The following is a 22,419-nucleotide window of genomic DNA, read 5'->3' on the forward strand; positions in this document are numbered from 1 at the left end:
TCCGGATCAGGCGGCTCCGGTGGTGCCGGGCGCCGTCCCCGAGGGTGGCACCCAGCGTACAGGGCCGCCCTCGGCGCGCGCCGAAGCACCCCCCGCGTCGATCAGCGCGTCCAGCCACCGCTCCAGGCTCCCCGCGGGCATCGGCCGGGAGACCAGGTAGCCCTGGGCCACGTCGCAGCCCATCTCGGTCAGCGCCGTGCGCACCGCGGCGCTCTCCACGCCCTCCGCGACCACCGTGAGTCCGAGCGTGTGGCCCATCTCGACGATCGCCCGCACCACCGCGACGTCCCCGGACTCGGTGCCCATGCCGAGGACGAAGCTCTTGTCGATCTTGACGGTGTCGACGGGCAGGCGTCGCAGGTGGGCCAGCGAGGACTGCCCGGTGCCGAAGTCGTCCACCGCGAGGCGGCAGCCGAGCGCGTGCAGGCGGCGCAGGGCCGGCAGGGCGTGCTCGCGCTCCACGGACACCCCGCTCTCGGTGACCTCGAGCGTGAGCAGCTCGGCCGGGACGTCGTGGCGGGCCAGCGCCGCGGCCACGAGGTCGGGGAAGTCGTCGTCGAGCGAGCCGACCGAGAGGTTCACCGCCACCGACAGCCGCAGGCCGCGGTCCAGCCACCCGCGGGCGGCCGCGAGCGACTCGTCCAGCACGAACTCGGTCAGCCCGCCGATCTGGCCGGTCGCCTCCAGCACGGGGACGAACTCGTCCGGCAGCAGGGCCCCGAGCTCGGGGTGCTCCCAGCGCGCCAGGGCCTCCACGCCGAGCACGATGCGCCCCTCGAGCGAGACGGTGGGCTGGTAGTGCACCCGCAGGTGCCCGTCGGTGACCGCGGGCCCGAAGCCGCGGATCAGCGCGAGCCGCCGGTCCGCCCGCTCCCCCATGCTCGGCTCGTAGCAGCGGACCGGGACGCCGCCCTCGCGGGCCGCCGACAGGGCGATGTCGGCCCGGGAGAGCAACCGCGACGCGAGGACGTGGCCGTCGTGCTCGCCCGCCAGCCCGGGCACCCCGGCCGCCGCCACGCCGACCAGCACGGGCGCCTCGAACGGGATGCCCTCGACGACCAGCGGCCGGACCAGGTGCTCGCGCATCTCCTCCGCGCCGCGGTGCGCCGTCGGGGGGTCCACGCCGGGCACGACGACCGCGAAGGTGTCGCCCTCCAGCCGGGCCGCCAGGCGGGCGCCGCTCGCAGTGGTCGCGGCGCGGCTGCTCGCGCACACCTCGTCCAGCCGCCGGGCGGCCAGGGTGACGAGGCGTTCGCCGCTCGCGTGCCCGAGGGTGTCGTTGACCTGGTCGACGATCCCGAACGACACCACCGCCACCGCGCCGCGCCCGTCGCGCACCTCGCGCGCCGCGGCCTGCAGGAAGCCGGAGCGGTTGAGCAGGTCGGTCAGCGGGTCGCGGTGGGCGTCGCGCCGCAGGCGGGCCTCCAGCCGGGTGTTCTCCACCTCCGCGCCCACCTGGCGGGCGATGGTCGCGAGCAGGGCGAGCTCGCCGCGCACCGTCGAGCGTCCGGGCAGACGCCGGCCGCGACCGGGTTCGTGGATCTCGATGACCCCGCGGCGGGAGCGCACCACCTCGGAGGGCTGCACCGCGCCGGCCGCGTCGTAGAGCTCCGGGGCGGCCACCGGGGCGACCAGGATCTCGGCGGTGCGCCGCACCCGCATCCAGGCCCGCACGGCGGCCGGGGCGCTGCGGCGGTGCCACCGCGACGCCCCGCGGCCGGGCCGGAAGGCCTCCTCCGGCGCCACCAGGTCGACCGCCCGCAGGTCGTCGGGCAACGGCGGGCCGGCCAGCTCGACGAGGGTGGCCACGGCGACGACGACGCGGCGGGCGTCGTACCGCAGCCGCAGCGCCTCCGCGATCGCGCGGGCGGCGGCCCGCCCGTCGTCGGTCCCCCGGCGGCCGGCGTGGGCGGCCAGCGCCCGCCCGACCGCCCCGAGCGTGCGCAGGTCCGACGACCGGCGCCGGCGGGCGGCGTGCAGCCCGGTCGCGACGAGGACCAGGACGACGGTCGCGACGAGCCCTCCGGAGGTGATGACGAGGGCGTTCACCGTCACCCCCGTCCCGGCTCCGCTGCGGGCCGACGCATCGTCACTCCATCAGGTACCCGTTCACTCTACGCAAGAATCCTGGGGAAGTTGCGCCCTCTTCTATCACTCGTTGGGACCAACGCGGCCGGATCCTCGCCGAACGGACGGGGGACGATGACGCTCCGGGATCTTCGCGGTACGGCCCGGCACGACCGGCCCCGCCCTGGTGGGATGGGAGGAGGCGGACGCCACGAACGAGGAGGACCTGTCGATGTCGGTGGGAGCTGGGGTCACGGCGGGCATCGTCGCCACCGGGAGCGAGCTGCTGGCGGGCCGCGTGCGGGACGCGAACGGCCCGTGGATCGCGGAACGGCTCGGGGAGCTCGGCGTGGACGTCGTCGAGATCGTCCTCGTCGGCGACCGGCCCGAGGAGATGGAGTCCGCGCTGCGCTCCCTGGCCGGGGTCGACCTCGTCGTCACCAGCGGCGGTCTCGGCCCGACCGCGGACGACCTGACGGCGGCCGTGGTCGCCGACCTGACCGGACGTCCGCTGGAGCTCGACGAGCACATGGAGAAGGTGGTCGGCGACATCATCGCGCGCTTCGCGGACCGCCTCCGCTGGGACGCTGACGCGCTCGCCGAGGCCAACCGCAAGCAGGCGATGGTCCCGCGCGGGGCGACCCCGATCCCGCCGGTCGGCACGGCGCCGGGGCTCGCGGTGCCGCCCGGCGACGGCTACCGCCCCACCGTGCTGGTGCTGCCCGGCCCGCCGCGGGAGGTCCGCGGCATGTGGGACGACGCGGTCGCGTCCGGGCCGGTGCAGGAACTGCTCGAGCGCACCGAGCCGTTCGTCGAGACCCACCTGCGGCTGTTCGGGGTGCCCGAGTCGGAGATCACGGGGACCCTGCGCGCGGCCGGGGAGCGCGCCGACCTGTCCGCCCTCGAGGTCGTCACGTGCCTGCGCGACTTCGCCCTCGAGGTCGACCTGCGCCGCCGTCCCGGGGACGACGCCGCGGCGGCGGCCCACGACGCCGTCGTCGCCGAGATCGACGCGCGGCACGGCTCGGCGGTGTTCTCGCGGACCGGCGAGACCATCGACGAGATCCTCTTCGGCCTCCTCCGGGGGCACACCATCGCGACCGCGGAGTCCTGCACGGGCGGGCTGCTGGCCGGGCGGCTGACCGAACCGGCCGGGGCGTCGGCCCACGTGCAGGGCGGGATCGTGTCGTACTCCAACGCGGCCAAGGCGCACCTGCTCGGGGTGCCGCAGCAGGTCCTCGACACCGACGGGGCCGTCTCCACGCGCGCGGTGCAGGCCATGGCCCGGGGGGCGATCGACGCCTTCGGCGTGGACGTCGCGGTGGCCATCAGCGGGATCGCCGGCCCCGGGGGCGGGACCGACGAGAAGCCGGTCGGCTACGTCTGCTTCTGCGTGCGCACCGCCGACGGCGCGGAGATCGTCCGGGACCCGGTGCTGCCGGGCGCGCGGGGAGACGTGCGGGAGCGCTCGGTGGTGCTGGCGATGCACCTCGTCCGGCGCATCCTCACCACCGGCGACCAGGTCGACTAGGCCGTCAGCCCCCGGAAGAACCGGATGATCTGGCTGATCGCGTCGCCGATCGCGGCCAGGATCTGACGGACCAGGGCCGCGGCGTTGTCGGGCTGGGCGATGACGAAGTAGAGGATGACCGCGACGACGAGCAGGATGATCAGGAGTCGCACTCGCGGGTTCATCGGGTCCTTCCACCTGCTCGCCCACCCGCCCGGGGGACCGGGCGCGGGCCGACCGTAGCGGTCGGACCCCGGCGGGCGGGGCCGTTCCGGCACGTGTCGCGGATGCGTCTCGGGCAGGATGGCCGACCATGACCCGGCTGACCGCCTTCACCCACGGATCGCTGCGGTTCGACGTCACCGACGCCGGACCGGCGGACGCCGACGAGACCGTCCTGCTGCTGCACGGCTTCCCGCAGACGTCGGTCTCCTGGGGCCCGGTGGCCGCGCGGCTGCAGGAGGCCGGCCTGCGCACGCTCGCGCCGGACCAGCGCGGCTACTCGCCCGGGGCGCGGCCGGACGGCCGCCGCGCCTACCGGGTGGAGAACCTGGTGGCGGACGCCGCGGCCCTGGTCGAGTCGTCCGGCGCCGGATCGGTGCACGTGGTGGGCCACGACTGGGGTGCGGTCGTGGCGTGGGCGCTCGCCGCGCACCGGCCGGAGCTCGTGCGCACCGTGACCGGCGTGTCGGTGCCGCACCCGGCCGCGTTCCTGCGGGCGATGTACGCCGGGCCGCAGCTGCCGCACTCCTGGTACATGGGGATGTTCCAGCTGCCGCGGGTGCCCGAGCTCCTGCTCGGCGACGAGCAGCGGTTCGCCGCGGTCCTGCGGCGGACCGGCGCGACCGCGGAGCACGCCGCCCGCGACGCCGCCGCCGTGTCGCCGCACCTCACCGGGCCGCTGAACTGGTACCGCGCGCTGCCGTTCGCCTCCCCCGGCTACACCGCCCGCCCGGTGCAGCGGCCCGCCCTGCAGGTGTGGAGCGACGGCGACGGGTTCATCACGCGGGCCGCCGTCGGGCACAACCCGCGCTACGTGGACGCGCCCTACCGGCTCGAGGTCCTCGACGGCGTGTCGCACTGGATCCCCGACGAGGCCCCCGAGGAGCTGGCGGCGATGATCCGCACTCAGGTGGCCGCCGCGGCGTAGCGCTCGCGCAGCGTGTGCTTGACGAGCTTGCCGGTCGGGGTGCGCGGCAGGTCGTCGTCGAAGACCAGCCGGCGCGGCACCTTGTAGCCCGCGATCCGGCCACGGACGTGCGCGAGCAGCTCCTCGGCCAGCGCGTCGGACGCCTCACCCGCGGGACTGACCACCGCGAGGACCGACTCCCCCATGTCCTCGTCCGGGACGCCGACCACCGCGACGTCGAGCACCCGCGGGTGCAGCGCCAGGGCGTCCTCGATCTCCTGCGGGTAGATGTTCACCCCACCCGAGATGATCATGAAGCTCTTCCGGTCGGTGAGGTAGAGGAAGCCCTCCTCGTCGAGCCGGCCGAGGTCGCCCGTCGTCGTCCACGTCGGGTGCTCCGGGTGCTGCGCGGCGCGGGTCCGCTCCTCGTCGTTGTGGTAGGCGAACGGGAGCTCCTCGCGCTCGAAGTACACGGTGCCGACCTCGCCGGTCGGGACCTCGCGGCCCTCGTCGTCGCAGATGTGCACGATGCCGAGCGCCGCCCGGCCGACCGAGCCGGGGTGGGCCAGCCAGGTCGGCGAGTCGATCAGCGCGACGCCGTTGGCCTCGGTGGCGGCGTAGTACTCCTGGAGCACCGGACCCCACCACTCGATCATCGCCCGCTTGACCTCGACCGGGCAGGGCGCCGCGGCGTGCACCGCGACCCGCAGGCTCGACACGTCGTAGGCGTCCCGGGTCTCCTGCGGCAGCTTGAGCATCCGCACGAACATGGTCGGGACGAACTGCCCGTGGGTCACGCGACGGCTCGCGATGGTCGCCAGGGCGGTCTCGGGGTCGAACCGCTGCAGCATCACGACGGTGCCGCCGGTGGAGTGGATCATCCCGCCGTAGCGCAGGGGGGCGGCGTGGTAGACCGGCGCGGGCGAGAGGTAGACGGTGTCCTCGTCGAACCCGTAGAGGCGGCCGAACACCGCGAGCATGAGGTCGCCCGGCTCGTCGACCTGCCGGTCCGGCAGCGGCGGCTTGATCCCCTTGGGCCGGCCGGTGGTGCCGGAGGAGTAGAGCATGTCCGCGCCGCGCGGCTGGTCCGCGAGCGGCTCGGCCGAGGTGGCGGCCAGCAGGGCGGCGCCGTCGTCGTACCCCTCGAGCGCACCGTCCAGGGCGATGCGATGCTCCACCCCGGGCGTCCGGTCGACCAGCGCGACGGCGAGCTCGCGCAGCGCCGGCCGCTGCCCGGCGACCACCAGGACGCGCGCGCCGCAGTCGGCCACGATGTAGGCGGCCTCGTCCGGCGCGAGGTGGTGGTTGATCGCCGTGATGTAGAGCCCCGAGCGCTGCGCCGCCCAGTAGACGACGAAGGCCCACGGGGTGTTGTCGGCGAGCATCGCGACGACGTCGCCGCGCCGCAGCCCCTGCTCGCCCAGCAGTCGGGCGAGGCGCGTGGACTCGCGGTCGAGCTCGGCGTAGGTCAGCGTCTCGCCGGTCTCGGCGACCACCACGGCGGGCCGGTCCGGTGCGGTCGCGGCGAAGGTCCCGGGGTACACGTGTCGTCCTCCCAGACGGTCGTCGTGGTGCGGCGGCTGGAACGTAGCGCCGCTTATGGTCGGCGTCCACGCAGGGCGGGGATCAGGCGCGGGGTGCTCGCCGCGTACGCGTCGTAGCCCGGCAGCTCCCGGCGCAGCAACGCGTCCTCGGCCTCCATGCGGAGGCGGTACGCGGTGCCCACCGCGGCGAGCGTCAGCGCGGGCGCGAGGACGTTGCGGGCGGCCAGGGCGGCCCCCGCCCACAGCAGCACCACGCCCAGGTAGCCCGGGTGCCGCACGTGACGGTAGGGCCCGGAGTGGATCACCGGCTGGTCCTCGACGACCCGCACCGCGTGCGCGTAGTGCCCGCTCAGGGTCCGCATGGCCCACACCCGCAGGACCACCCCCGCCACCTGCACGGCGACGCCGAGCGGGCCGCACCACCGGGGCAGGCCGGACGTCAGCGCCGGGCTGGCGACGATCGCGCCGGCCGACAGGACGTAGGCCCGCGGGAGTTCCCGCAGACCGGCCTGGTCCGCGGGGGCCCCGACGTCGTCGCCCGTGACCGCGGGCCGGAGGGACTCGACGACCTTCAGGCCGCCGAAGGCGCCCGCCACGCCGACGACGGCCCAGGCGGTGTCGGACAGGACTCGCACGGGAGCAGCCTGGCCGTCACGACCCGCCGTCAGGAACCCTCGCCGTACTGTGCGCGGAGATCCTTCTTGAGGATCTTCCCGGTCGCGTTGCGGGGCAGGGCGTCGACGACGTCGACCGAGCGGGGGCGCTTGAAGCCGGCGATGCGCTCCTTGGTCCAGGCGACGAGCTCGTCGGGGTCGATCGTCTGCCCCTCGTTCGCGACGACCACCGCCTTGACCTCCTCGCCCCACTTCTCGTGGGGCACCCCGATGACGGCGACGTCGGCGACCGCCGGGTGCTGCGCGACGACGTTCTCCACCTCGATGGGGTACACGTTCTCCGCGCCGGTGACGATCATGTCCTTGATCCGGTCGGTCAGGAACAGGTAGCCCTCCTCGTCGAGGTAGCCGCCGTCGCCGGTCCGCAGCCACCCGTCGGACGTGAGCGCCTTCTCCGTCTCCTCCGGGCGACGCCAGTAGCCTGCGGTCACCTGGGAGGAGCGGATGTACACCTCGCCGATCTCGTTCGGGCCGACCTCGGCGTCCTCGACGACGATCTTCAGCTCCACCCACGGGTAGGCCTTGCCCGCCGAGCGCATGAGGTGGGCGCGGGGTCCGTCCGGGTCGTGGTCCTCGGGGTCGAGCTGGGTGATCGCGCCGGTCGTCTCGGTGGCGCCGTAGACCTGGAACAGCGGCGCCTTGAACGTCTCCAGCACCTTGTTCAGCACCGCGCCCGTGATCGGCGAGGCGCCGTAGGCCACGGCCCGCAGCCGGGACCAGTCGCGGTCGGCCGCCCCGGGGACCGCGCACAGCATCTGCAGGACGGCCGGGACGAGGAACGCGTTCGAGACGCCCTCCGCGGCCATCGTCTCGAGCAGCCGGTCCGGCACGATGTCGGCCACGAGCACCACCCGCGCCCCGAACGACAGGCACACCAGCGCGAAGCCGGACCCGCCGATGTGGAACAACGGCATGGCGCAGAGGCCCACCGAGTCGTCGTCGAAGCCCCAGTGCCCGCCCACCGAGAGCAGCGCGGCGAAGTTGCCGTGCGAGAGCAGCACGCCCTTGGCCCGGCCGGTGGTGCCCGAGGTGTAGAGCTGCAGGACGGCGTCGTCGTCGGCCGCGTCCGGCGACGGCTCGACCCGCTCGGTCAGCCCGTCGGCCCAGCCCTCGTAGTCGTCCCCGACGACGAGGACCCTGGCCCCGTCGATCTTCTCCCGCAGCCCCGCGAAGTCCGGGCCGAGCACGACGAGGCCCGCCTCGGCGTCGTCCACCAGGTCGACCAGCTCCGCCGGCGTGAGCCGCAGGTTCAGCGGGGCGATCGCCGCGCGGACCGACGCCGCACCGAAGAGGAGCTCGAAGAACGGGATCGCGTTCTTGCCGATCCACACCACCCGGCCGCCCTCGCCGAGCCCGAGGTCGCGCAGCCCGCCCGCCACCCGGGCGGACCGCTCCTCGAGCTCGGCGTAGGTCAGGCGCTGGTCACCGGCGGTCAGGGCGACGCGGTCGCCGTGGTCGCGGGCGTGGTCGCGGACGATGTCGGTGAGCCGGAACGGGGTCGTGGCCACGGCGCCTCCTGGTGCGGCGAAACGGACGAAGCGGGCGTCCGGTGACACGCGACACACCGCGAGGCGGCACGGTAGCCGGACGGACGGACCACGGGAAGACGCCGAGGAGTCAGACTTGACTGTTACCGGGCGGTCCGGGGACGCTGAGGTCCACACCCCGCGAGAGGAGCTTGCCCGTGGAGCGCACGATCTTCACCGACGAACACCACGCGTTCCGGGAGATGGTCCGCGACTTCCTCGAGAAGGAGGTCGCGCCGTACCACGAGGAGTGGGAGGCCCAGGGCCACGTCAGCCGCGACGTCTGGCTGCAGGCCGGCAAGACCGGGCTGCTCGGCCTCGACGTCGAGGAGCGGTTCGGCGGCGGGGGTTCGGACGACCTGACCTTCCTCTGGATCCTCTCCGAGGAGATCGCCCGCTCCGGCTTCTCGGGGCTGGGCTTCCCGCTCGCGAACGACGTCGTGACGCCCTACCTCACGGAGCTGACGAACGACGAGCAGAAGGAGCGCTGGCTCCCCCGCTTCTGCTCCGGCGAGATGATCACCGCGATCGCGATGACCGAGCCGGGCACCGGGTCCGACCTGCAGGGCATCCAGACCCGCGCGGTGCGCGACGGCGACGAGTGGGTCATCAACGGCGCCAAGACCTTCATCACCAACGGGATCATGTCCGACCTGGTGCTGGTGGTCTGCAAGACCGATCCGGACGCCGGGTCGAAGGGCTTCTCGCTCATCGCGGTCGAGCGCGACACCCCCGGCTTCGAGCGGGGCCGCAACCTGGACAAGATCGGCATGAAGGCCCAGGACACCGCGGAACTGTCGTTCACCGACTGCCGGGTGCCCGCGTCGAACCTGATCGGCGAGGAGGGCCAGGGCTTCATCTACCTGATGCAGAACCTGCCCCGCGAGCGCCTCTCGATCGCGATCGCCTCCACGGCGGGCGCGGAGAAGGTCCTCGAGGACACGATCGCCTACGTCAAGGAGCGCACGGCCTTCGGGCGCCCGATCGCCTCGCTGCAGAACACCCGCTTCACGGTCGCCGAGCTGACCACGAAGCTCGCCGTCACCCGCACCTTCGTCGACCGGTGCATCACCGAGCTGAACGCGGGGAAGCTCGGGCCCGCCGAGGCGTCGATGGCCAAGTACTGGGCCTCGGAGACCGCCAAGGAGGTCATCGACCGGTGCCTGCAGCTGCACGGCGGCTACGGCTACATGCGTGAGTACCCCGTGGCCAGGGCGTTCCTGGACAACCGGGTCCAGACCATCTACGGCGGCACCACCGAGATCATGAAGGAGATCATCGGGCGGATCACGCTCGCCTGATCAGTCACGCCTGACCGCTCCGAGACGCCCCGGGAGGGCCGCAGTGAAGATCGGGATGAGCCTCGCCTACAGCGGCGAGGGCTTCCGCGAGACCGTCGACCAGCTCGTCGAGCTGGAGAAGGCGGGACTGGACGCCGTCGCCGTCCGGGAGGCGTACACGTTCGACGCGATCAGTCAGCTCGGCTACATCGCGGCGCGCACCGACTGCCTGGAGCTGGCGAGCGGCATCATCCAGATCTACACGCGCACCCCCTCCCTGACGGCGATGACGGCGGCCGGGCTGGACTACGTCTCGGACGGCCGGTTCACCCTGGGCATCGGCGCGTCCGGGCCGCAGGTGATCGAGGGCTTCCACGGCATCAAGTACGACGCCCCGCTCGGACGCACCCGCGAGATCGTCGACATCTGCCGGCAGGTGTGGCGCCGCGAGAAGGTCCAGTACTCCGGGAAGTACTACGAGGTGCCGCTGGCCCCCGAGAAGGGCACCGGCCTGGGCAAGCCGCTCAAGCTGATCAACCACCCGGTGCGCGAGGACGTCCCGATCCTGCTCGCCGCGCTCGGGCCGAAGAACGTCCAGCTCGCCGCCGAGCTCGTGCAGGTGTGGGAGCCGCTGTTCTTCCACCCCGGCAAGGCGCACGAGATCTGGGGGGAGTCCCTGGAGGCCGGCAAGGCGAAGCGTGCCCCCGAGCTCGGGCCGCTCGGCATCTCCACGGCGGTCGGCCTGGCGATCGGGCCGGGTGCCGGGGAGATGCTGCAGTACGTCAAGCCGACCATGGCGCTCTACATCGGCGGCATGGGGGCGAAGGACAAGAACTTCTACAACCAGCTCATGCAGCGCTACGGCTACGTCGACGAGGCGGAGGAGATCCAGAACCTCTACCTCGCCGGCCGCAAGGACGAGGCGGCGGCGGTGGTGCCCGACGAGCTCGCCCACGCGGTCTCCCTGGTGGGCAGCGAGGACGAGGTCCGCGCGCAGGTGAAGCAGTTCGCCGAGGCCGGGGTCACGCAGCTCAACATCATGCCGCTGAACCCCGACCACGAGACCACGAAGGCGCAGCTGGAGACGCTGAAGTCGCTGGTCTGACGAGCTACGACCAGCGGGGGTCGCGGCCGGAGACCGCCACGAGCCGGTCCATCGCCGACGCGTCGTCGGCGACCGGGACGCGCGGCGCGAACGGCTTGCCCTCGCCCTGGTAGTCGTCGGTGAGCATCATCGGCGCGAACGCGAGGGACTCCTCCAGGCCCGCCTCGTCCGGGGACCACGGCCGGCCGAGCGCGGTCGCGAGGTCCCAGCCGTGCACCTGGTACTCCCAGAGGATCATCGACAGCGCCATCTCGCCCGGCATCGCGGCGCCGCCGAGGGACAGCGGGCGCTGGGCGGCCCCGGCCGCGAGGGCCTCGTCCATGCGGTCCGCCGCGTCCCGGATCGCGTCCGCGCGGTCGCCCCCGACCTCGGTCGGACCGCCGGGCGCGCGGCCCTCGGGGTCGGCGTAGCCGGCCGCGAAGGTAGTCGACCAGCCGACGACGTGATCGGCCAGCGCCGCGACGTCGAACTCCGAGCAGGGGGTGCGCGCCCGCCACTGGTCGTCGCGGATGCCCCCGACGACGTCGGCGAGGTCGGTCAGGACGGCGTGCAGCCGGGTCCGGGTGTCGGTCATGGCGAGCAGCCTGGCGCAGGGACCCGTCGTCGGGATTGAACTTCCGCGACACTCTCCCGGGGCGAGCGGAGCGACGGGAGGATGCGGCGGTGGCGAGCGGAGCGACGTAAGGATGCGGCGGTGCCCGAACCCGTGGAGCGCGACAGCCGCGGCATCCTCGATCCGTGGCTGCTGCAGCAGCGAGTCTCGTTCACCCGCCACGCCGCGGGCCCGGCCCTCGCCGGCCTGGTGGACTTCGTCTGGGCCGTGCGCTGGGACCTGCCGCCCGGCGGCGACCACCGCCAGGAGGTCCTCCCCCACCCCTCGATGAACGTCTCCGTGGGGACGCCCGACGCGCGATCCGGACGGACGGCGTCGGAGGCGGTGCTCAACGGCGTGTACCTCGACCTCGTCGACCGGGAGATGGCGGGCACCGGGTGGACCGTCGCCGCGAAGTCGACCGTCGGCGGGTTCGGGGCGTTCCTCGACGACGTCTCCGTGTACAACGGGTCCGTCGTCGACGTCGGGGTGGTCCCCGGGCTCGACGCGTCGGCGCTGCTCTCCGCCATGGGCCCGGACGCCGCGGACGCGCGGGCGGCCGAACCGGCGCGGGTCGGGGTGCTCGTGTCGGCCCTCGAGGACGCACTGGCGGTGGCCGACGCGGCGCGGGTGGAGCAGGCCCGCACGGTGGCGGCCGTCGCAAGGATCGCGGAGACCGACCGCGAGGTGCGCCGCCTGGACGACCTGGCCGCGCGCGCCGGCGTCGGCGCCCGGGCCCTGCAGCGTGCCTTCGCACGGTGCGCGGGGGTGTCGCCGACGTGGGTGCTGCGTCGCTACCGGCTGCTCGAGGCCGCCGAGGCCGTGCGGGACGGCACCCGGGTCAGCTGGTCGGAGGTGGCGGGCGCGCTCGGCTACGCCGACCAGGCCCACCTCGTGCGCGACTTCCGCGCGGCCCTCGGCCGCACCCCGGAGGCGTATGCCCGGGCCGTGCGGGCACGCGGGAGGTGAGCACTCAGTCGAGCAGCACCCGGGTCATCCGTTTCCACTGCGCGACGTGCGGGTCCGTGGCGGCGTCGCGGGGGTCGAACCCGTAGGTGAGCGCGACGCCGCGCATCCCGGTCAGGAGCGTCTCGCGCACCATCGGGTAGAGCTCGTGGGAGGTCAGCGGCTCGAACACCGCGTCGAGCGTCTGGCGGATCGCCGCCCCCAGCCGCCGCTCGGCGGGCAGCAGCGCCGCCGCGAGCGCGGGGTCGGTCCGGGCGGCCGTCCAGAGCTCGATCGAGGCCCAGAAGTAGGGCTGCTGGTAGGTGGTCCACATCTCCTCGACGATGCGGTCGAGCCGCCCGCCGGGGTCGGAGGCGGCGTCCGGCAGGTCCGCGCTGGCCAGCCCGTCGGAGGCGAACCGGGTGGCCGCGAGGTGCTGGGCTGCCGCGACCAGCAGGGTCTCCTTCGAGGGGAAGTGGTGCAGCAGCCGCCCGCGGGAGACCCCGGCCCGCGCCTGGATCGTCAACGTCGTCGTGCCGGCGTAACCGGACTCCACCAGGCACGCGACCGCGGCGTCGAGGATGCGGACGCGGCTGTCGGACGTGCGCTGCTCGCGCGATCGACGGACGGGCACACCGCGACGGGCGCCGACCTCGGCGCCGACCCGCTCGGCGGGCCCGGCGGGGTCCACGGGGGCGTTCGCCCCGCTCTCTGCGGTCATGCGGCCCTCCCCTCCCGGTCCCGGCGGCGCCTGATCGTCGCCGACCGTACGCCTGACGGTCAACGTTGACCGTCACTGCGGCGCCCGCGGGGAGCCGCCCTGCCGACAAGGACCTACCCGTCGGTAAGTTCACCGCCGACCCCGTTGACAGCCGCCACAAACAGTCCATCATGACTGTCAGGAGCACGAGTACGCCCGGTGCTCGACGTGTCGTACCGAAGGGACACCACCCGTGACCGAGGCATTCATCTACGACGCCATCCGCACCCCGCGCGGGCGGGGCAAGGCGACCGGGTCCCTGCACTCGGTCAAGCCGGTCTCCCTCGTCGTCGGCCTGCTCGACGAGCTGCGCGCGCGCAACCCGGAGATGAAGGTGGACCAGATCGAGGACGTCGTCCTCGGCTGCGTCTCCCCCGTCGGCGACCAGGGCGGCGACATCGCGCGGACCGCCACGATCGCCGCCGGCTACCCCGACACCACCGGCGGCGTCCAGCTCAACCGGTTCTGCGCCTCCGGCCTCGAGGCCGTCAACCAGGTCGCGCAGCGGGTCGCCTCCGGCTGGGAGGACCTGCTCGTCGGCGGCGGCGTCGAGTCGATGTCCCGCGTCCCGATGGCCTCCGACGGCGGCCCCTGGGCCATGGACCCGGAGACCAACTTCAAGACCGGCTTCGCCCCGCAGGGCATCGGCGCCGACCTGATCGCGACCCTCGAGGGCTTCTCCCGCGAGGACGTGGACGCGTACGCCGTGGAGTCGCAGACCCGCGCCGCGAAGGCGTGGGCCGACGGCGCCTTCGACAAGTCGATCGTCCCGGTCAAGGACCGCAACGGCCTGACGATCCTCGACCACGACGAGCACATGCGGGAGACGACGCTGGAGGGCCTCGCGGGCCTGAAGCCGTCGTTCGCCGGCATCGGCGAGATGGGCGGCTTCGACGCCGTCGCGCTGCAGAAGTACCACTGGGTCGAGGCCATCGACCACGTGCACCACGGCGGCAACTCCTCGGGCATCGTCGACGGCGCCGCGCTGGTGCTGGTCGGCAGCGAGGAGGCGGGGAAGAAGAACGGCCTCACCCCGCGCGCCCGCATCGTCGCGACCGCCGTCTCCGGCGCCGACCCGACGATCATGCTCACCGGCCCGACGCCGGCCTGCCGCAAGGTGCTCGCGAAGGCCGGCCTGACGATCGACGACATCGACCTGCTGGAGATCAACGAGGCGTTCGCCGCGGTGCCGATGAAGCTGATGCGCGACCTGGGCTTCCCGCACGAGCGCACCAACGTCATGGGCGGCGCCATCGCCATGGGCCACCCGCTCGGCGCCACCGGCGCGATGATCATGGGCACGATGGTCGACGAGCTCGAGCGCCGCGACCTGCGCCGCGCGATCGTCACGCTCTGCATCGGCGGCGGCATGGGTGTCGCCACCATCATCGAGCGCGTCTGAATCCCCCCGGAACGATCAGCAGGAAGGACGAGCAGTTGAGCGACAACATGTTCCGGTGGGAGTCCGACGGTGACGGCATCGTCACGCTGACGATGGACGACCCGGACTCGTCGGCGAACACCATGAACGCCCGGTTCGGCACGGACCTGGAGGCGACGCTGGACCGCCTCGAGGCGGAGAAGGACTCGATCTCCGGCGTCGTGCTGACGAGCGCGAAGAAGACGTTCTTCGCCGGCGGCAACCTCGAGGACCTGCGCAGCTATGGACCGTCGGAGGCGCAGAAGGCCTACGACCAGTCCCAGGCCATCAAGACCGCGCTGCGCCGCCTCGAGACCTTCGGCAGGCCCGTCGTCTCCGCGATCAACGGCGCCGCGCTCGGCGGCGGCCTGGAGATCGCCCTGGCGACCCACCACCGCATCGCCCTGGACGCGAAGGGCTCGAAGATCGGGCTCCCCGAGGTCACCCTCGGCCTGCTGCCCGGCGGCGGCGGCGTGGTGCGCACCGTGCGCCTGCTCGGCATCGCGGACGCCCTGCTGCAGGTCCTGCTGCAGGGCCAGCAGCGCAACCCGCGGGCGGCGCAGGAGACCGGGCTCGTCGACGAGGTCGTGGACTCCCCCGAGGAGCTGATCTCGACGGCCAAGGAGTGGCTGAAGGCCAACCCCGAGGCCGTGCAGCCCTGGGACGTCAAGGGCTACAAGATCCCCGGCGGCACCCCGTCGGTGCCGAAGTTCGCGGCGAACCTGCCCGCGTTCCCGGCGAACCTGCGCAAGCAGCTCAAGAACGCCCCGATGCCGGCGCCGTACAACATCATGTGCGCCGCGGTGGAGGGCTCGCAGGTCGACATCGACAACGCCGCCAAGATCGAGTCGCGCTACTTCGCCGACCTCGTCGTCGGGCAGGTCTCGACGAACATGATCAACGCGTTCTTCTTCGACCTGCAGTCGATCAACAAGGGCGGGTCGCGCCCGGACGGCTACGAGAAGTACACCGCGCAGAAGGTGGTCGTGCTCGGGGCCGGGATGATGGGTGCGGGCATCGCCTACTCCTGCGCCGTGGCCGGCATCGAGGTCGTCCTCAAGGACGTCTCGCTCGCCAACGCCGAGAAGGGCAAGGACTACTCGAAGAAGATCCTCGACAAGGCGGTCTCCCGGGGGAAGCAGACCCAGGAGAAGGCGGACGCGATCCTCGCCCGGATCACGCCGTCGGAGAAGCCCGAGGACGCGCAGGGCGCCGACCTCGTCATCGAGGCCGTCTTCGAGAGCCCCGACCTGAAGAAGCAGGTCTTCGCCGAGATCTACCCGTACCTGTCGGCGGACGCGGTGCTGGGCTCGAACACCTCGACGCTGCCGATCACCGACCTCGCGACGGGGGTCGAGCGGCCCGAGGACTTCGTCGGCCTGCACTTCTTCTCGCCGGTCGACAAGATGCCGCTGCTGGAGATCATCGCCGGGGAGCGGACCTCCGACGCCACGCTGGCGAAGGCCGTCGACATCGCCCTGCAGATCCGCAAGACCCCGATCGTCGTATCGGACTCCCGCGGGTTCTTCACCAGCCGGGTGATCGGCACGTTCATCAACGAGGCCGTCGCCATGCTCGGCGAGGGCGCGGCGCCGGCGGCCATCGAACAGGCCGGCTCGCAGGCGGGTTACCCCGCGCCGCCGCTGCAGCTGATGGACGAGCTCACGCTCACGCTGCCGCAACACATCCGCGAGGAGACCCGCAAGGGCGTCGAGGCGGCCGGCGGGACGTGGGTGGGTCACCCGTCCGACGCGATCGTCGACCGGATGGTCGAGCTCGGCCGCAAGGGCCGGTCTTCGGGCGCCGGGTTCTACGAGTACGACGCCGAGGGCAAGCGGACCCACCTCTGGTCGGGCCTGCAGGAGCAGTTCCACGGCGCGACGGACTCCGACGGCCCGGTGCCGTTCGAGGACATGAAGGAGCGGATGCTCTTCGCCGAGGCCCTCGAGACCGTGAAGTGCTTCGACGAGGGTGTGCTGCACACCATCGCCGACGCCAACATCGGCTCGATCATGGGGATCGGCTTCCCGGCGTGGACCGGTGGCGTGGCCCAGTACATCGACGGCTACCCGGGCGGCCTGCCCGGCTTCGTCGAGCGCTCGCGCATCCTCGCCAAGGCCTACGGCGACCGGTTCGACCCGCCGGCGTCGCTGGTCGAGAAGGCGGAGAAGGGGCAGAACCTCCGCGACTCGCTCTGAGTCCACCCACCCCGAACGGCCCGTTCGTCACCTCCCGTGACGAGCGGGCCGTTCGTCGTTCCGTGGGTGCAGCACTACCGGTCAGGTCTGACTGTCAATTAGGGTGCGGGGCATGGGTGTCCTCTCCGGCGTGAAGGTGATCGAGGTGGCCGGCATCGGGCCCGGCCCGTTCGCGGCGATGGTGCTCGCCGACCTCGGCGCCGACGTCCTGCGCATCGACCGCACGAGGTCCGGGGGTCTGCAGCTCGGCGACCCGGCCAAGGACGTGCTGAACCGCAGCCGGCGCTCCGTCGCGCTGGACCTCAAGTCGCCCGAGGCCGTCGAGGTGCTCCTCGACCTCGTCGCCGACGCCGACGTGCTGCTCGAGGGCTTCCGCCCCGGCGTCGCGGAGCGGCTCGGGATCGGGCCCGACGTGTGCCGCGAGCGGAACCCGCGCCTGGTGTACGGGCGGATGACCGGGTGGGGCCAGGACGGCCCCCAGGCGTCGCGCGCGGGCCACGACCTCACCTACCTCGCGACGGCGGGCGTCGTCGGCCACGTCGAGGGCCCGGACGGGTCGCCCGGCATCCCGATGAACCTCGTCGGGGACTTCGGCGGTGGCGGGATGCTGCTCGCCGTCGGGGTCCTCGGCGCCCTCGTGGAGCGGGCGACGAGCGGGCAGGGCCAGGTCGTCGACGCAGCCATCGTCGACGGAGGCGCCCTGCAGATGGCGATGATCTACGGGATGCGCGCCCAGGGTCTCTGGCCCGGCGGCCGCGGGCGGAACCTGCTCGACGGCGGCGCCCCGTTCTACGAGACCTACCGCTGCTCCGACGGGAAGTACGTGGCCGTCGGCGCGATCGAGCCGCAGTTCTACGCCGCGCTGATGACCGGGCTCGGGCTTGAGGGCTCCGACATCGCGACGAACCAGTGGGACATCTCCCGCTGGCCGGAGTTCACCACGCAGCTGACCGAGGTGTTCGCGACCCGCACCCGCGACGAGTGGGCCGCCGACCTCGAGCCCACCGAGGCCTGCGTGGCCGCCGTCCTCGAGATGGAGGAGGCCGCCGAGCACCCGCACATCGCCGCGCGCGGCACCATCACCGAGGCCTTCGGGGTCCGCCAGCCCGCCCCCGCGCCGCGCTTCGACCGCACGCCCAGCGCCGCCCCGACGGCGCCGCCCGTCCCGGGGCAGCACACCGTGGAGGCCCTCACCGCGTGGGGCCTCGACGCGGACCGGGTGGAGAAGCTGCGGGCGGCGGGCGTCGTCGCGCAGGCCTGAGCACCCCGGCGGGCGTGACCGTCCGCGGTGATGCACGATCTCCGCGGACGCCGGGGAGGGGGTTCGGTGTGATCACTCCGAGGACGGTCGCGCGGGCGCTCACCAACGTGCGCGACCGCGTGATCGAGGGACCCCTGGCCGACCTGCGGCGGATGCCCCGGGTCGCGATCGACACCGGGCCCGCCGACCCGGAGGCCTGGGCGGTCGGCCGTGCGCACGGTCTCGCCCGTGCCGGGCAGGTCAGCACCTACCGCTACGCCGTGCACCCCACGGCCCGCCTGCGTGGGGCCCCGGTCCTGCTGGTGTCCCCGCTCGGGGCGTGCGGGGTGGCGTTCGACCTGCGCCGGGGGTGCAGCCTCGTCGAGCACCTCGTCGGGGAGGGCCGTCACGTCCACCAGGTCGACGACGAGGACGTCGTCGGCCACGACGCCCCGATCCCGGCCTCGCCGGCGGACCTCGCGCGCTGGGTGTCCGACATCCTCCCGCACGTCGTGCGCACGGTCTCGGCCCATCACGACGGTGCCCCGGTGCACGTCGTCGGCTGGTCGATCGGCGGGCTCGCGGCCCTGCTCGCCGCGGCCGACGAGCCCGGGCTGCCGATCGCGTCGGTGACCGCGATCGCCACCCCGTTCGCGCTCGACGTCGTCCCCGAGCGCGTCCCGGTCCGGCCCCTCGCGCTCGCCGCGGGCGGCCCGGTCCTCGCGACCACGCAGGCGCTCCTGGGACTGCTGCCGACCCCGCCGGGCGTCCCGGAGCTCCTGTCCGCGGGGTCGGTCGGGTCCTTGCTGACCACGCCCCTGACCGTGCTCGCGCACCTCGCCGACCGCGACTTCCTGGCCCAGCTCGAGGCGGTCGACGACCTGCGGGCCGTCGTGGGTGCCCAGGCGGGCCTGGTCGGAGCGTCCTTCCACGCCATGGTCGACGGGCGGGAGCTGGCCACCGGCCGCGTGCAGGTCGCGGGCCACGAGATCGACCTGGGCGGGCTCGAGCGGCCGGTCCTGCTCGTCGCAGGCGAGGACGACACCGTCGTGCCGCCGCGTGCGGTGCGCGCCGGCACCACGGTGCTGACCTCCGCCGACGCCTCCCTGATGACGGCGCCCGGCGGGCATCTCGGGGTGCTGTGCGGACGGGCCTCCCGCAGTCGCCTGTGGCCCGCCCTGTGTGCGTTCCTCGACCGGCACGACCCGCCCGCCCCCATCGACTCCGGCCTCCCGTCGCGGAGGCCGCGCCGGGCCGCCCGACGTCCGCTACCCGCCGTCGAGAAGGCGCCGGCGGAGCAGCCGAGCACGCCGGACGAGGGGCCGGCCGCGACCCGTGGCCGCCGTCCCCGGCCCGCGCCGAAGCGGGCCACGCGCACCCGCGGACGGGACTGAGGCCTCCTCGACTACCCTCGCCGAGGTGGCTTCCCTGCGCGAGGCGCGCCTCGACCGGGGGTGGTCACAGTCGGCGGCGGTGTCCCGCCTCCGCGAGCTCGCGGACGCCGGCCGGGTGGCGGTCGCGTCGGCGGCCAGCCTGAAGACCCAGCTCTCGCGCTGGGAGAACGGCACCGTCCCGGAGGAGCCCTACCGGACGCTGCTCGCCGAGCTCTACGGGCGCGACCTGGCCGACCTCGGGATCGACGTCACCCCGCACTGGGAGCGCGGGCACGAGATCCCGGCCCTACTGGTCGAGATCCGCGACGAGCTCCGGGCCATCCGGGAGCTCCTCCAGGAGCGTCCGGACGACCGCGCGCCCGCCCGGAACGGGTCCGGGCGGGCGCGGTGAGGGTGCGCGCGACTCAGGAGCGGGGACGCTCGACGGAGTGCAGCGGGGGGTAGTCGTCCGCCTCGGACGTGAGCAGCAGGCTCAAGGCGCCGACCGAGAGGGTGCCCAGGGCGACGACGGCCTCCGAGGTGAGGTCCAGGACGTCGGCGAGCGGTCGCAGTGGAGCGGTCAACAAGGTCACGCCTCGAGGCCTCCGGGACTGTGCTGGCGATCGGCGGACGGACGTCGTCCGCCGCTGGCTCCGCCATCCTGTCGGATCGGGCAGGTGTGAGACAAACCCGCCGGTAACAGTTCACACGCACTTCTTCGCACGCTGCGATGAACGGTGGAACCACTGCGACGATCGGCGGGTACACGGTGGTCACCGAGGCATACGGCGCCAGACGACGGCCGGGAGCACCCGCATCACCGCGGCGAGGAGACGCAGCCGACCGGGCACCCACACCACGTCCCGACGGCGCGCCAGCCCGTCCGCGACCGCGTCGGCCACCTGGTCCGACGTGGAGGACAGCGGCGCGGGCGACAGCCCGCTGTCGGCCGTCATCCGGCCGATGACGAAGCCCGGGCGGACGAGCGTCAGGTGCACCCCCGTCCCCCGCAGCGCGTCCGCCAGGCCCGTCGCGAAGCCGTCCAGCCCGGCCTTCGCGGAGCCGTAGACGTAGTTGGCCCGCCGCACGCGCCACCCCGCGATGGAGGAGAACACGACGATCTCCCCGCGGCCCCGCTCGCGCATCCGCGCCGCGACCCGCGTGAGGACCCCGACCTGCGCCACGAAGTCGGTGTGCACGACGGCGACGGCGTGCTCGGCGTCGACCTCGGCCCGGGCCTGCTCGCCGAGGATCCCGAAGGCCACCACCACGACGTCGGGCGGGCCGTACTCGCGCTCGACCCGGTCCAGCACCTCGGCGTGGCCCGCGACGTCGTCGGCGTCGAACGCGACCGTGCCCACGCGGGCCGGTACGAGGGCGGCCGTCTCGGCGGCGAGGTCGTCGGGGCGGCGGGCGGCCAGGACGACGGTGGACGCGCGGCCGTCGGCGACGAGGCGCCGCGCGAGCGCGACCCCGATCTCGCTGCGGCCGCCGAGGACGAGGACGGAACCGGACACGGCGCCAGAGCGTCGCAGGAGCGGGACCGCAGGGCCTAGCGTGGGTCCCCGCCGACCCCGAGGAGGACCGCGGTGAAGCTGGTGACGGCGCTGGTGCGGCCGCACGCCCTGGACGGGGTGCGCCGCGCCTGCGAGCGGCTCGCGGTGCTCGGGATGACGATCAGCGAGGTCCGCGTCCACGAGCCCGGCCACGTCGAGCTGCGCAAGGGGACGCGGATCGCGGTCGATCTCGTCCCGCGGTTGCGGGTGGAGACCGTGGTGGACGACGAGATCGTCGAGCGCCTGCTCGAGCAGATCCGGGCGAACCTCGGGGACGCGGACGGCCTGCTCTCGGTCCGCCCGGTCGACCTGGTGCTGCGGGTGCGCACGGGCGAGCGGGGCCACGACGCGATCTAGGTGGCCCCGGGACCGACAGGGGGGATGTGGTCCCGGGGCCGGGGCCGGCCGCGGGGGGCACGACCGACATGAGGGACGTTACGCCACGGCGTGCGACCTGGGCGGCACCGGATGCCACGTGTTCCCGACACGCTTGGCGACACGCCGGTCGGCTCCCGGGACGACGACGGCACCGTTCGGCGGCTCACGGATCGCCGACTTCACGGGAGACTCCTCCCCCACCGCCCCGTCGGGAGAAGGTTCGCGATGACATCGGCCGGCAGCTCGGACTCGACCGCCTACACGTCACCCTTCACGCCGCAGGAGGACGCCGAGGACCTCGGCCGCCTCGTGCGGGAGACCCGGGCGATGCAGGACGTCTCCGTGGCGGAACTGGCCAGGCGCGCGGGCACGACCCCGAGCGACGTCCTGGCGTTCGAGGCCGGAGGGGTCGTCCCGGCCAGGCCGGCGTTCGCGACCTACATGGCGGCCCTGGGGTTCGACATCTGACCGCCGACCTGAGAGATGACAGAGCCCCCGACCGTTCGTGCTGGTCAGGGGCCTCTGAGTGGCGGGTGAAGGATTCGAACCTTCGAAGCTTTCGCGACGGATTTACAGTCCGTGGCCGTCGGCGGTCTCTGGCCTACCCGTTAGACACCCTTCGCGACGACTTCGCGGGCCGCGTTGTTGCTGGTCAGCGCAACAGCCGGGTGCCCGCCGTCGCCCGGGGCCCGACCGGCGCCGCCCGCTGCGAACCGCGAGTTGTAGGGGGCGCGGATCTTGTTGGCCGGCGGGCTCGTGCGATAGGTGCAAATCGGGGCCCTCCCCAACATTGATTGAGGTTCCTACCGTCGCCCCGGTGATCAACTTCCTGCGGCGTGTCGGCCGGGCTCTCCTCGGCCGCCGATCGCCCACCGGGCGCCACCGCTCGACGGGTGCCGCGCGGGAGTGGTCGATGCGGCCCGGTCGTCGGCGCCGCTGAGGGAGGGGTGGGGTCATGCTGCGCGCATTGTTCGAAGGGATCGAGGCGGGGATGCGCTTCCTCGCGGTCCTGTACTCGCGGCTCCAGCTGACGGGCGCGGTCCTCGCCGTGCTCGTCCTCGTCGTGCTCGTCGTCCTCGTCCGCCGCTGGCGCCGGGCGCGTCGCTAGCGTCCCGCCCCGAA

General features: G+C 73.6%; 22 protein-coding genes and 1 tRNA gene. 13 read left to right on the forward strand and 10 right to left on the reverse strand.

The features are described from left to right. Positions 1-6: 6 nt before the first annotated feature. On the reverse strand, positions 7-2,055 hold the full coding sequence (locus tag WCD74_RS11485) for a putative bifunctional diguanylate cyclase/phosphodiesterase (protein ID WP_337694975.1): 2,049 nt from the start codon (positions 2,053-2,055) through the stop codon (positions 7-9). Between the two features lie 244 nt (positions 2,056-2,299). Between WCD74_RS11485 and WCD74_RS11490 the strand changes: the two genes are divergently transcribed. Further along, positions 2,300-3,598 (forward strand): competence/damage-inducible protein A, encoded by a 1,299-nt coding sequence (locus tag WCD74_RS11490; RefSeq protein WP_337694976.1) that lies wholly within the window; start codon positions 2,300-2,302, stop codon positions 3,596-3,598. Here the strand turns inward: WCD74_RS11490 and WCD74_RS11495 are convergent. Further along, positions 3,595-3,762 carry a hypothetical protein gene (locus tag WCD74_RS11495; protein WP_337694977.1) on the reverse strand — a complete coding sequence of 56 codons (168 nt, stop codon included), beginning with the start codon at positions 3,760-3,762 and terminating at the stop codon, positions 3,595-3,597. The genes WCD74_RS11490 and WCD74_RS11495 overlap by 4 nt on opposite strands. Positions 3,763-3,890: 128 nt before the next feature. Here WCD74_RS11495 and WCD74_RS11500 point away from each other — a divergent pair, with 128 nt between their 5' ends. Further along, on the forward strand, positions 3,891-4,727 hold the full coding sequence (locus WCD74_RS11500) for an alpha/beta fold hydrolase (protein WP_337694978.1): 837 nt from the start codon (positions 3,891-3,893) through the stop codon (positions 4,725-4,727). Here WCD74_RS11500 and WCD74_RS11505 read toward each other — a convergent pair. The 3 genes from WCD74_RS11505 to WCD74_RS11515 are packed head-to-tail and all read right to left on the reverse strand — an operon-like array spanning position 4,706 to position 8,432. Continuing rightward, positions 4,706-6,250, reverse strand: coding sequence for an acyl-CoA synthetase (locus WCD74_RS11505; RefSeq protein WP_337694979.1), 1,545 nt, complete (start codon positions 6,248-6,250; stop codon positions 4,706-4,708). The two genes, WCD74_RS11500 and WCD74_RS11505, sit on opposite strands and share 22 nt — an antisense overlap. Before the next feature lie 53 nt (positions 6,251-6,303). After that, positions 6,304-6,885 (reverse strand): methyltransferase family protein, encoded by a 582-nt coding sequence (locus WCD74_RS11510; RefSeq protein ID WP_337694980.1) that lies wholly within the window; start codon positions 6,883-6,885, stop codon positions 6,304-6,306. Positions 6,886-6,914: 29 nt separating this feature from the next. Then, positions 6,915-8,432, reverse strand: coding sequence for a long-chain-fatty-acid--CoA ligase (locus tag WCD74_RS11515; RefSeq protein WP_337694981.1), 1,518 nt, complete (start codon positions 8,430-8,432; stop codon positions 6,915-6,917). A gap of 176 nt (positions 8,433-8,608) precedes the next feature. On the opposite strand from WCD74_RS11515, the gene WCD74_RS11520 reads away from it, so the two are divergent. Both WCD74_RS11520 and WCD74_RS11525 read left to right on the forward strand, forming a co-directional pair. Continuing rightward, on the forward strand, positions 8,609-9,751 hold the full coding sequence (locus tag WCD74_RS11520; protein WP_337694982.1) for an acyl-CoA dehydrogenase family protein: 1,143 nt from the start codon (positions 8,609-8,611) through the stop codon (positions 9,749-9,751). A gap of 43 nt (positions 9,752-9,794) precedes the next feature. Next, positions 9,795-10,835: an LLM class F420-dependent oxidoreductase gene (locus WCD74_RS11525; RefSeq protein ID WP_337694983.1), complete on the forward strand. Its 1,041-nt coding sequence runs from the start codon at positions 9,795-9,797 to the stop codon at positions 10,833-10,835. Between the two features lie 4 nt (positions 10,836-10,839). On the opposite strand, the gene WCD74_RS11530 is transcribed toward WCD74_RS11525, so the two are convergent. Continuing rightward, entirely contained in the window at positions 10,840-11,409 is a 570-nt protein-coding gene (locus WCD74_RS11530; RefSeq protein ID WP_337694984.1) for a TIGR03086 family metal-binding protein, read from the reverse strand. Positions 11,410-11,529: 120 nt separating this feature from the next. On the opposite strand from WCD74_RS11530, the gene WCD74_RS11535 reads away from it, so the two are divergent. Then, entirely contained in the window at positions 11,530-12,396 is an 867-nt protein-coding gene (locus tag WCD74_RS11535) for a helix-turn-helix domain-containing protein (protein WP_337694985.1), read from the forward strand. 4 nt (positions 12,397-12,400) lie between these two features. Here WCD74_RS11535 and WCD74_RS11540 read toward each other — a convergent pair whose 3' ends face one another. Further along, positions 12,401-13,093: a TetR/AcrR family transcriptional regulator gene (locus WCD74_RS11540; protein WP_337694986.1), complete on the reverse strand. Its 693-nt coding sequence runs from the start codon at positions 13,091-13,093 to the stop codon at positions 12,401-12,403. A gap of 232 nt (positions 13,094-13,325) precedes the next feature. Between WCD74_RS11540 and WCD74_RS11545 the strand changes: the two genes are divergently transcribed. The 5 genes from WCD74_RS11545 to WCD74_RS11565 all read left to right on the forward strand — a co-directional run bounded on the left by WCD74_RS11545 (position 13,326) and on the right by WCD74_RS11565 (position 19,775). After that, positions 13,326-14,534 carry an acetyl-CoA C-acetyltransferase gene (locus tag WCD74_RS11545; RefSeq protein ID WP_337694987.1) on the forward strand — a complete coding sequence of 403 codons (1,209 nt, stop codon included), beginning with the start codon at positions 13,326-13,328 and terminating at the stop codon, positions 14,532-14,534. Between the two features lie 47 nt (positions 14,535-14,581). Then, on the forward strand, positions 14,582-16,750 hold the full coding sequence (locus tag WCD74_RS11550) for a 3-hydroxyacyl-CoA dehydrogenase NAD-binding domain-containing protein (protein ID WP_337695107.1): 2,169 nt from the start codon (positions 14,582-14,584) through the stop codon (positions 16,748-16,750). Positions 16,751-16,862: 112 nt separating this feature from the next. Then, complete coding sequence (locus tag WCD74_RS11555; RefSeq protein WP_337694988.1) at positions 16,863-18,011, forward strand: CaiB/BaiF CoA transferase family protein; 1,149 nt, start codon at positions 16,863-16,865, stop codon at positions 18,009-18,011. Positions 18,012-18,079: 68 nt separating this feature from the next. Beyond that, entirely contained in the window at positions 18,080-19,384 is a 1,305-nt protein-coding gene (locus WCD74_RS11560; RefSeq protein ID WP_337694989.1) for an alpha/beta fold hydrolase, read from the forward strand. Positions 19,385-19,409: 25 nt separating this feature from the next. After that, positions 19,410-19,775, forward strand: coding sequence for a hypothetical protein (locus tag WCD74_RS11565; RefSeq protein ID WP_337694990.1), 366 nt, complete (start codon positions 19,410-19,412; stop codon positions 19,773-19,775). A 13-nt stretch (positions 19,776-19,788) separates the two neighbouring features. Here WCD74_RS11565 and WCD74_RS11570 read toward each other — a convergent pair whose 3' ends face one another. Next, on the reverse strand, positions 19,789-19,956 hold the full coding sequence (locus WCD74_RS11570) for a hypothetical protein (RefSeq protein WP_337694991.1): 168 nt from the start codon (positions 19,954-19,956) through the stop codon (positions 19,789-19,791). A 180-nt stretch (positions 19,957-20,136) separates the two neighbouring features. Further along, positions 20,137-20,880, reverse strand: coding sequence for a decaprenylphospho-beta-D-erythro-pentofuranosid-2-ulose 2-reductase (gene dprE2, locus WCD74_RS11575; RefSeq protein WP_337694992.1), 744 nt, complete (start codon positions 20,878-20,880; stop codon positions 20,137-20,139). A gap of 72 nt (positions 20,881-20,952) precedes the next feature. Between dprE2 and WCD74_RS11580 the strand changes: the two genes are divergently transcribed. Together WCD74_RS11580 and WCD74_RS11585 are read left to right on the forward strand one after the other, a co-directional pair. Then, on the forward strand, positions 20,953-21,276 hold the full coding sequence (locus WCD74_RS11580; RefSeq protein WP_337694993.1) for a P-II family nitrogen regulator: 324 nt from the start codon (positions 20,953-20,955) through the stop codon (positions 21,274-21,276). A 246-nt stretch (positions 21,277-21,522) separates the two neighbouring features. Further along, complete coding sequence (locus WCD74_RS11585; protein WP_337694994.1) at positions 21,523-21,765, forward strand: helix-turn-helix domain-containing protein; 243 nt, start codon at positions 21,523-21,525, stop codon at positions 21,763-21,765. Between the two features lie 59 nt (positions 21,766-21,824). Here the strand turns inward: WCD74_RS11585 and WCD74_RS11590 are convergent. Next, positions 21,825-21,904, reverse strand: a tRNA-Tyr gene (locus WCD74_RS11590). Positions 21,905-22,252: 348 nt separating this feature from the next. Between WCD74_RS11590 and WCD74_RS11595 the strand changes: the two genes are divergently transcribed. Then, positions 22,253-22,405: a hypothetical protein gene (locus WCD74_RS11595; protein WP_337694995.1), complete on the forward strand. Its 153-nt coding sequence runs from the start codon at positions 22,253-22,255 to the stop codon at positions 22,403-22,405. The last annotated feature ends 14 nt before the right edge of the window (positions 22,406-22,419 follow it).

The organism is Actinomycetospora aurantiaca (assembly GCF_037401875.1).
Lineage (GTDB): Bacteria > Actinomycetota > Actinomycetes > Mycobacteriales > Pseudonocardiaceae > Actinomycetospora > Actinomycetospora aurantiaca.

What these genes read in the sequence shown, in the direction of transcription:
- WCD74_RS11490 (WP_337694976.1), top strand. Translation starts at nt 2,300, where the DNA reads ATGTCGGTGGGAGCTGGGGTCACGGCGGGCATCGTCGCCACCGGGAGC.
- WCD74_RS11495 (WP_337694977.1), bottom strand. Translation starts at nt 3,762, where the DNA reads ATGAACCCGCGAGTGCGACTCCTGATCATCCTGCTCGTCGTCGCGGTC.
- WCD74_RS11500 (WP_337694978.1), top strand. Translation starts at nt 3,891, where the DNA reads ATGACCCGGCTGACCGCCTTCACCCACGGATCGCTGCGGTTCGACGTC.
- WCD74_RS11530 (WP_337694984.1), bottom strand. Translation starts at nt 11,409, where the DNA reads ATGACCGACACCCGGACCCGGCTGCACGCCGTCCTGACCGACCTCGCC.
- WCD74_RS11540 (WP_337694986.1), bottom strand. Translation starts at nt 13,093, where the DNA reads ATGACCGCAGAGAGCGGGGCGAACGCCCCCGTGGACCCCGCCGGGCCC.
- WCD74_RS11550 (WP_337695107.1), top strand. Translation starts at nt 14,582, where the DNA reads ATGTTCCGGTGGGAGTCCGACGGTGACGGCATCGTCACGCTGACGATG.
- WCD74_RS11555 (WP_337694988.1), top strand. Translation starts at nt 16,863, where the DNA reads ATGGGTGTCCTCTCCGGCGTGAAGGTGATCGAGGTGGCCGGCATCGGG.
- WCD74_RS11585 (WP_337694994.1), top strand. Translation starts at nt 21,523, where the DNA reads ATGACATCGGCCGGCAGCTCGGACTCGACCGCCTACACGTCACCCTTC.
- WCD74_RS11595 (WP_337694995.1), top strand. Translation starts at nt 22,253, where the DNA reads ATGCTGCGCGCATTGTTCGAAGGGATCGAGGCGGGGATGCGCTTCCTC.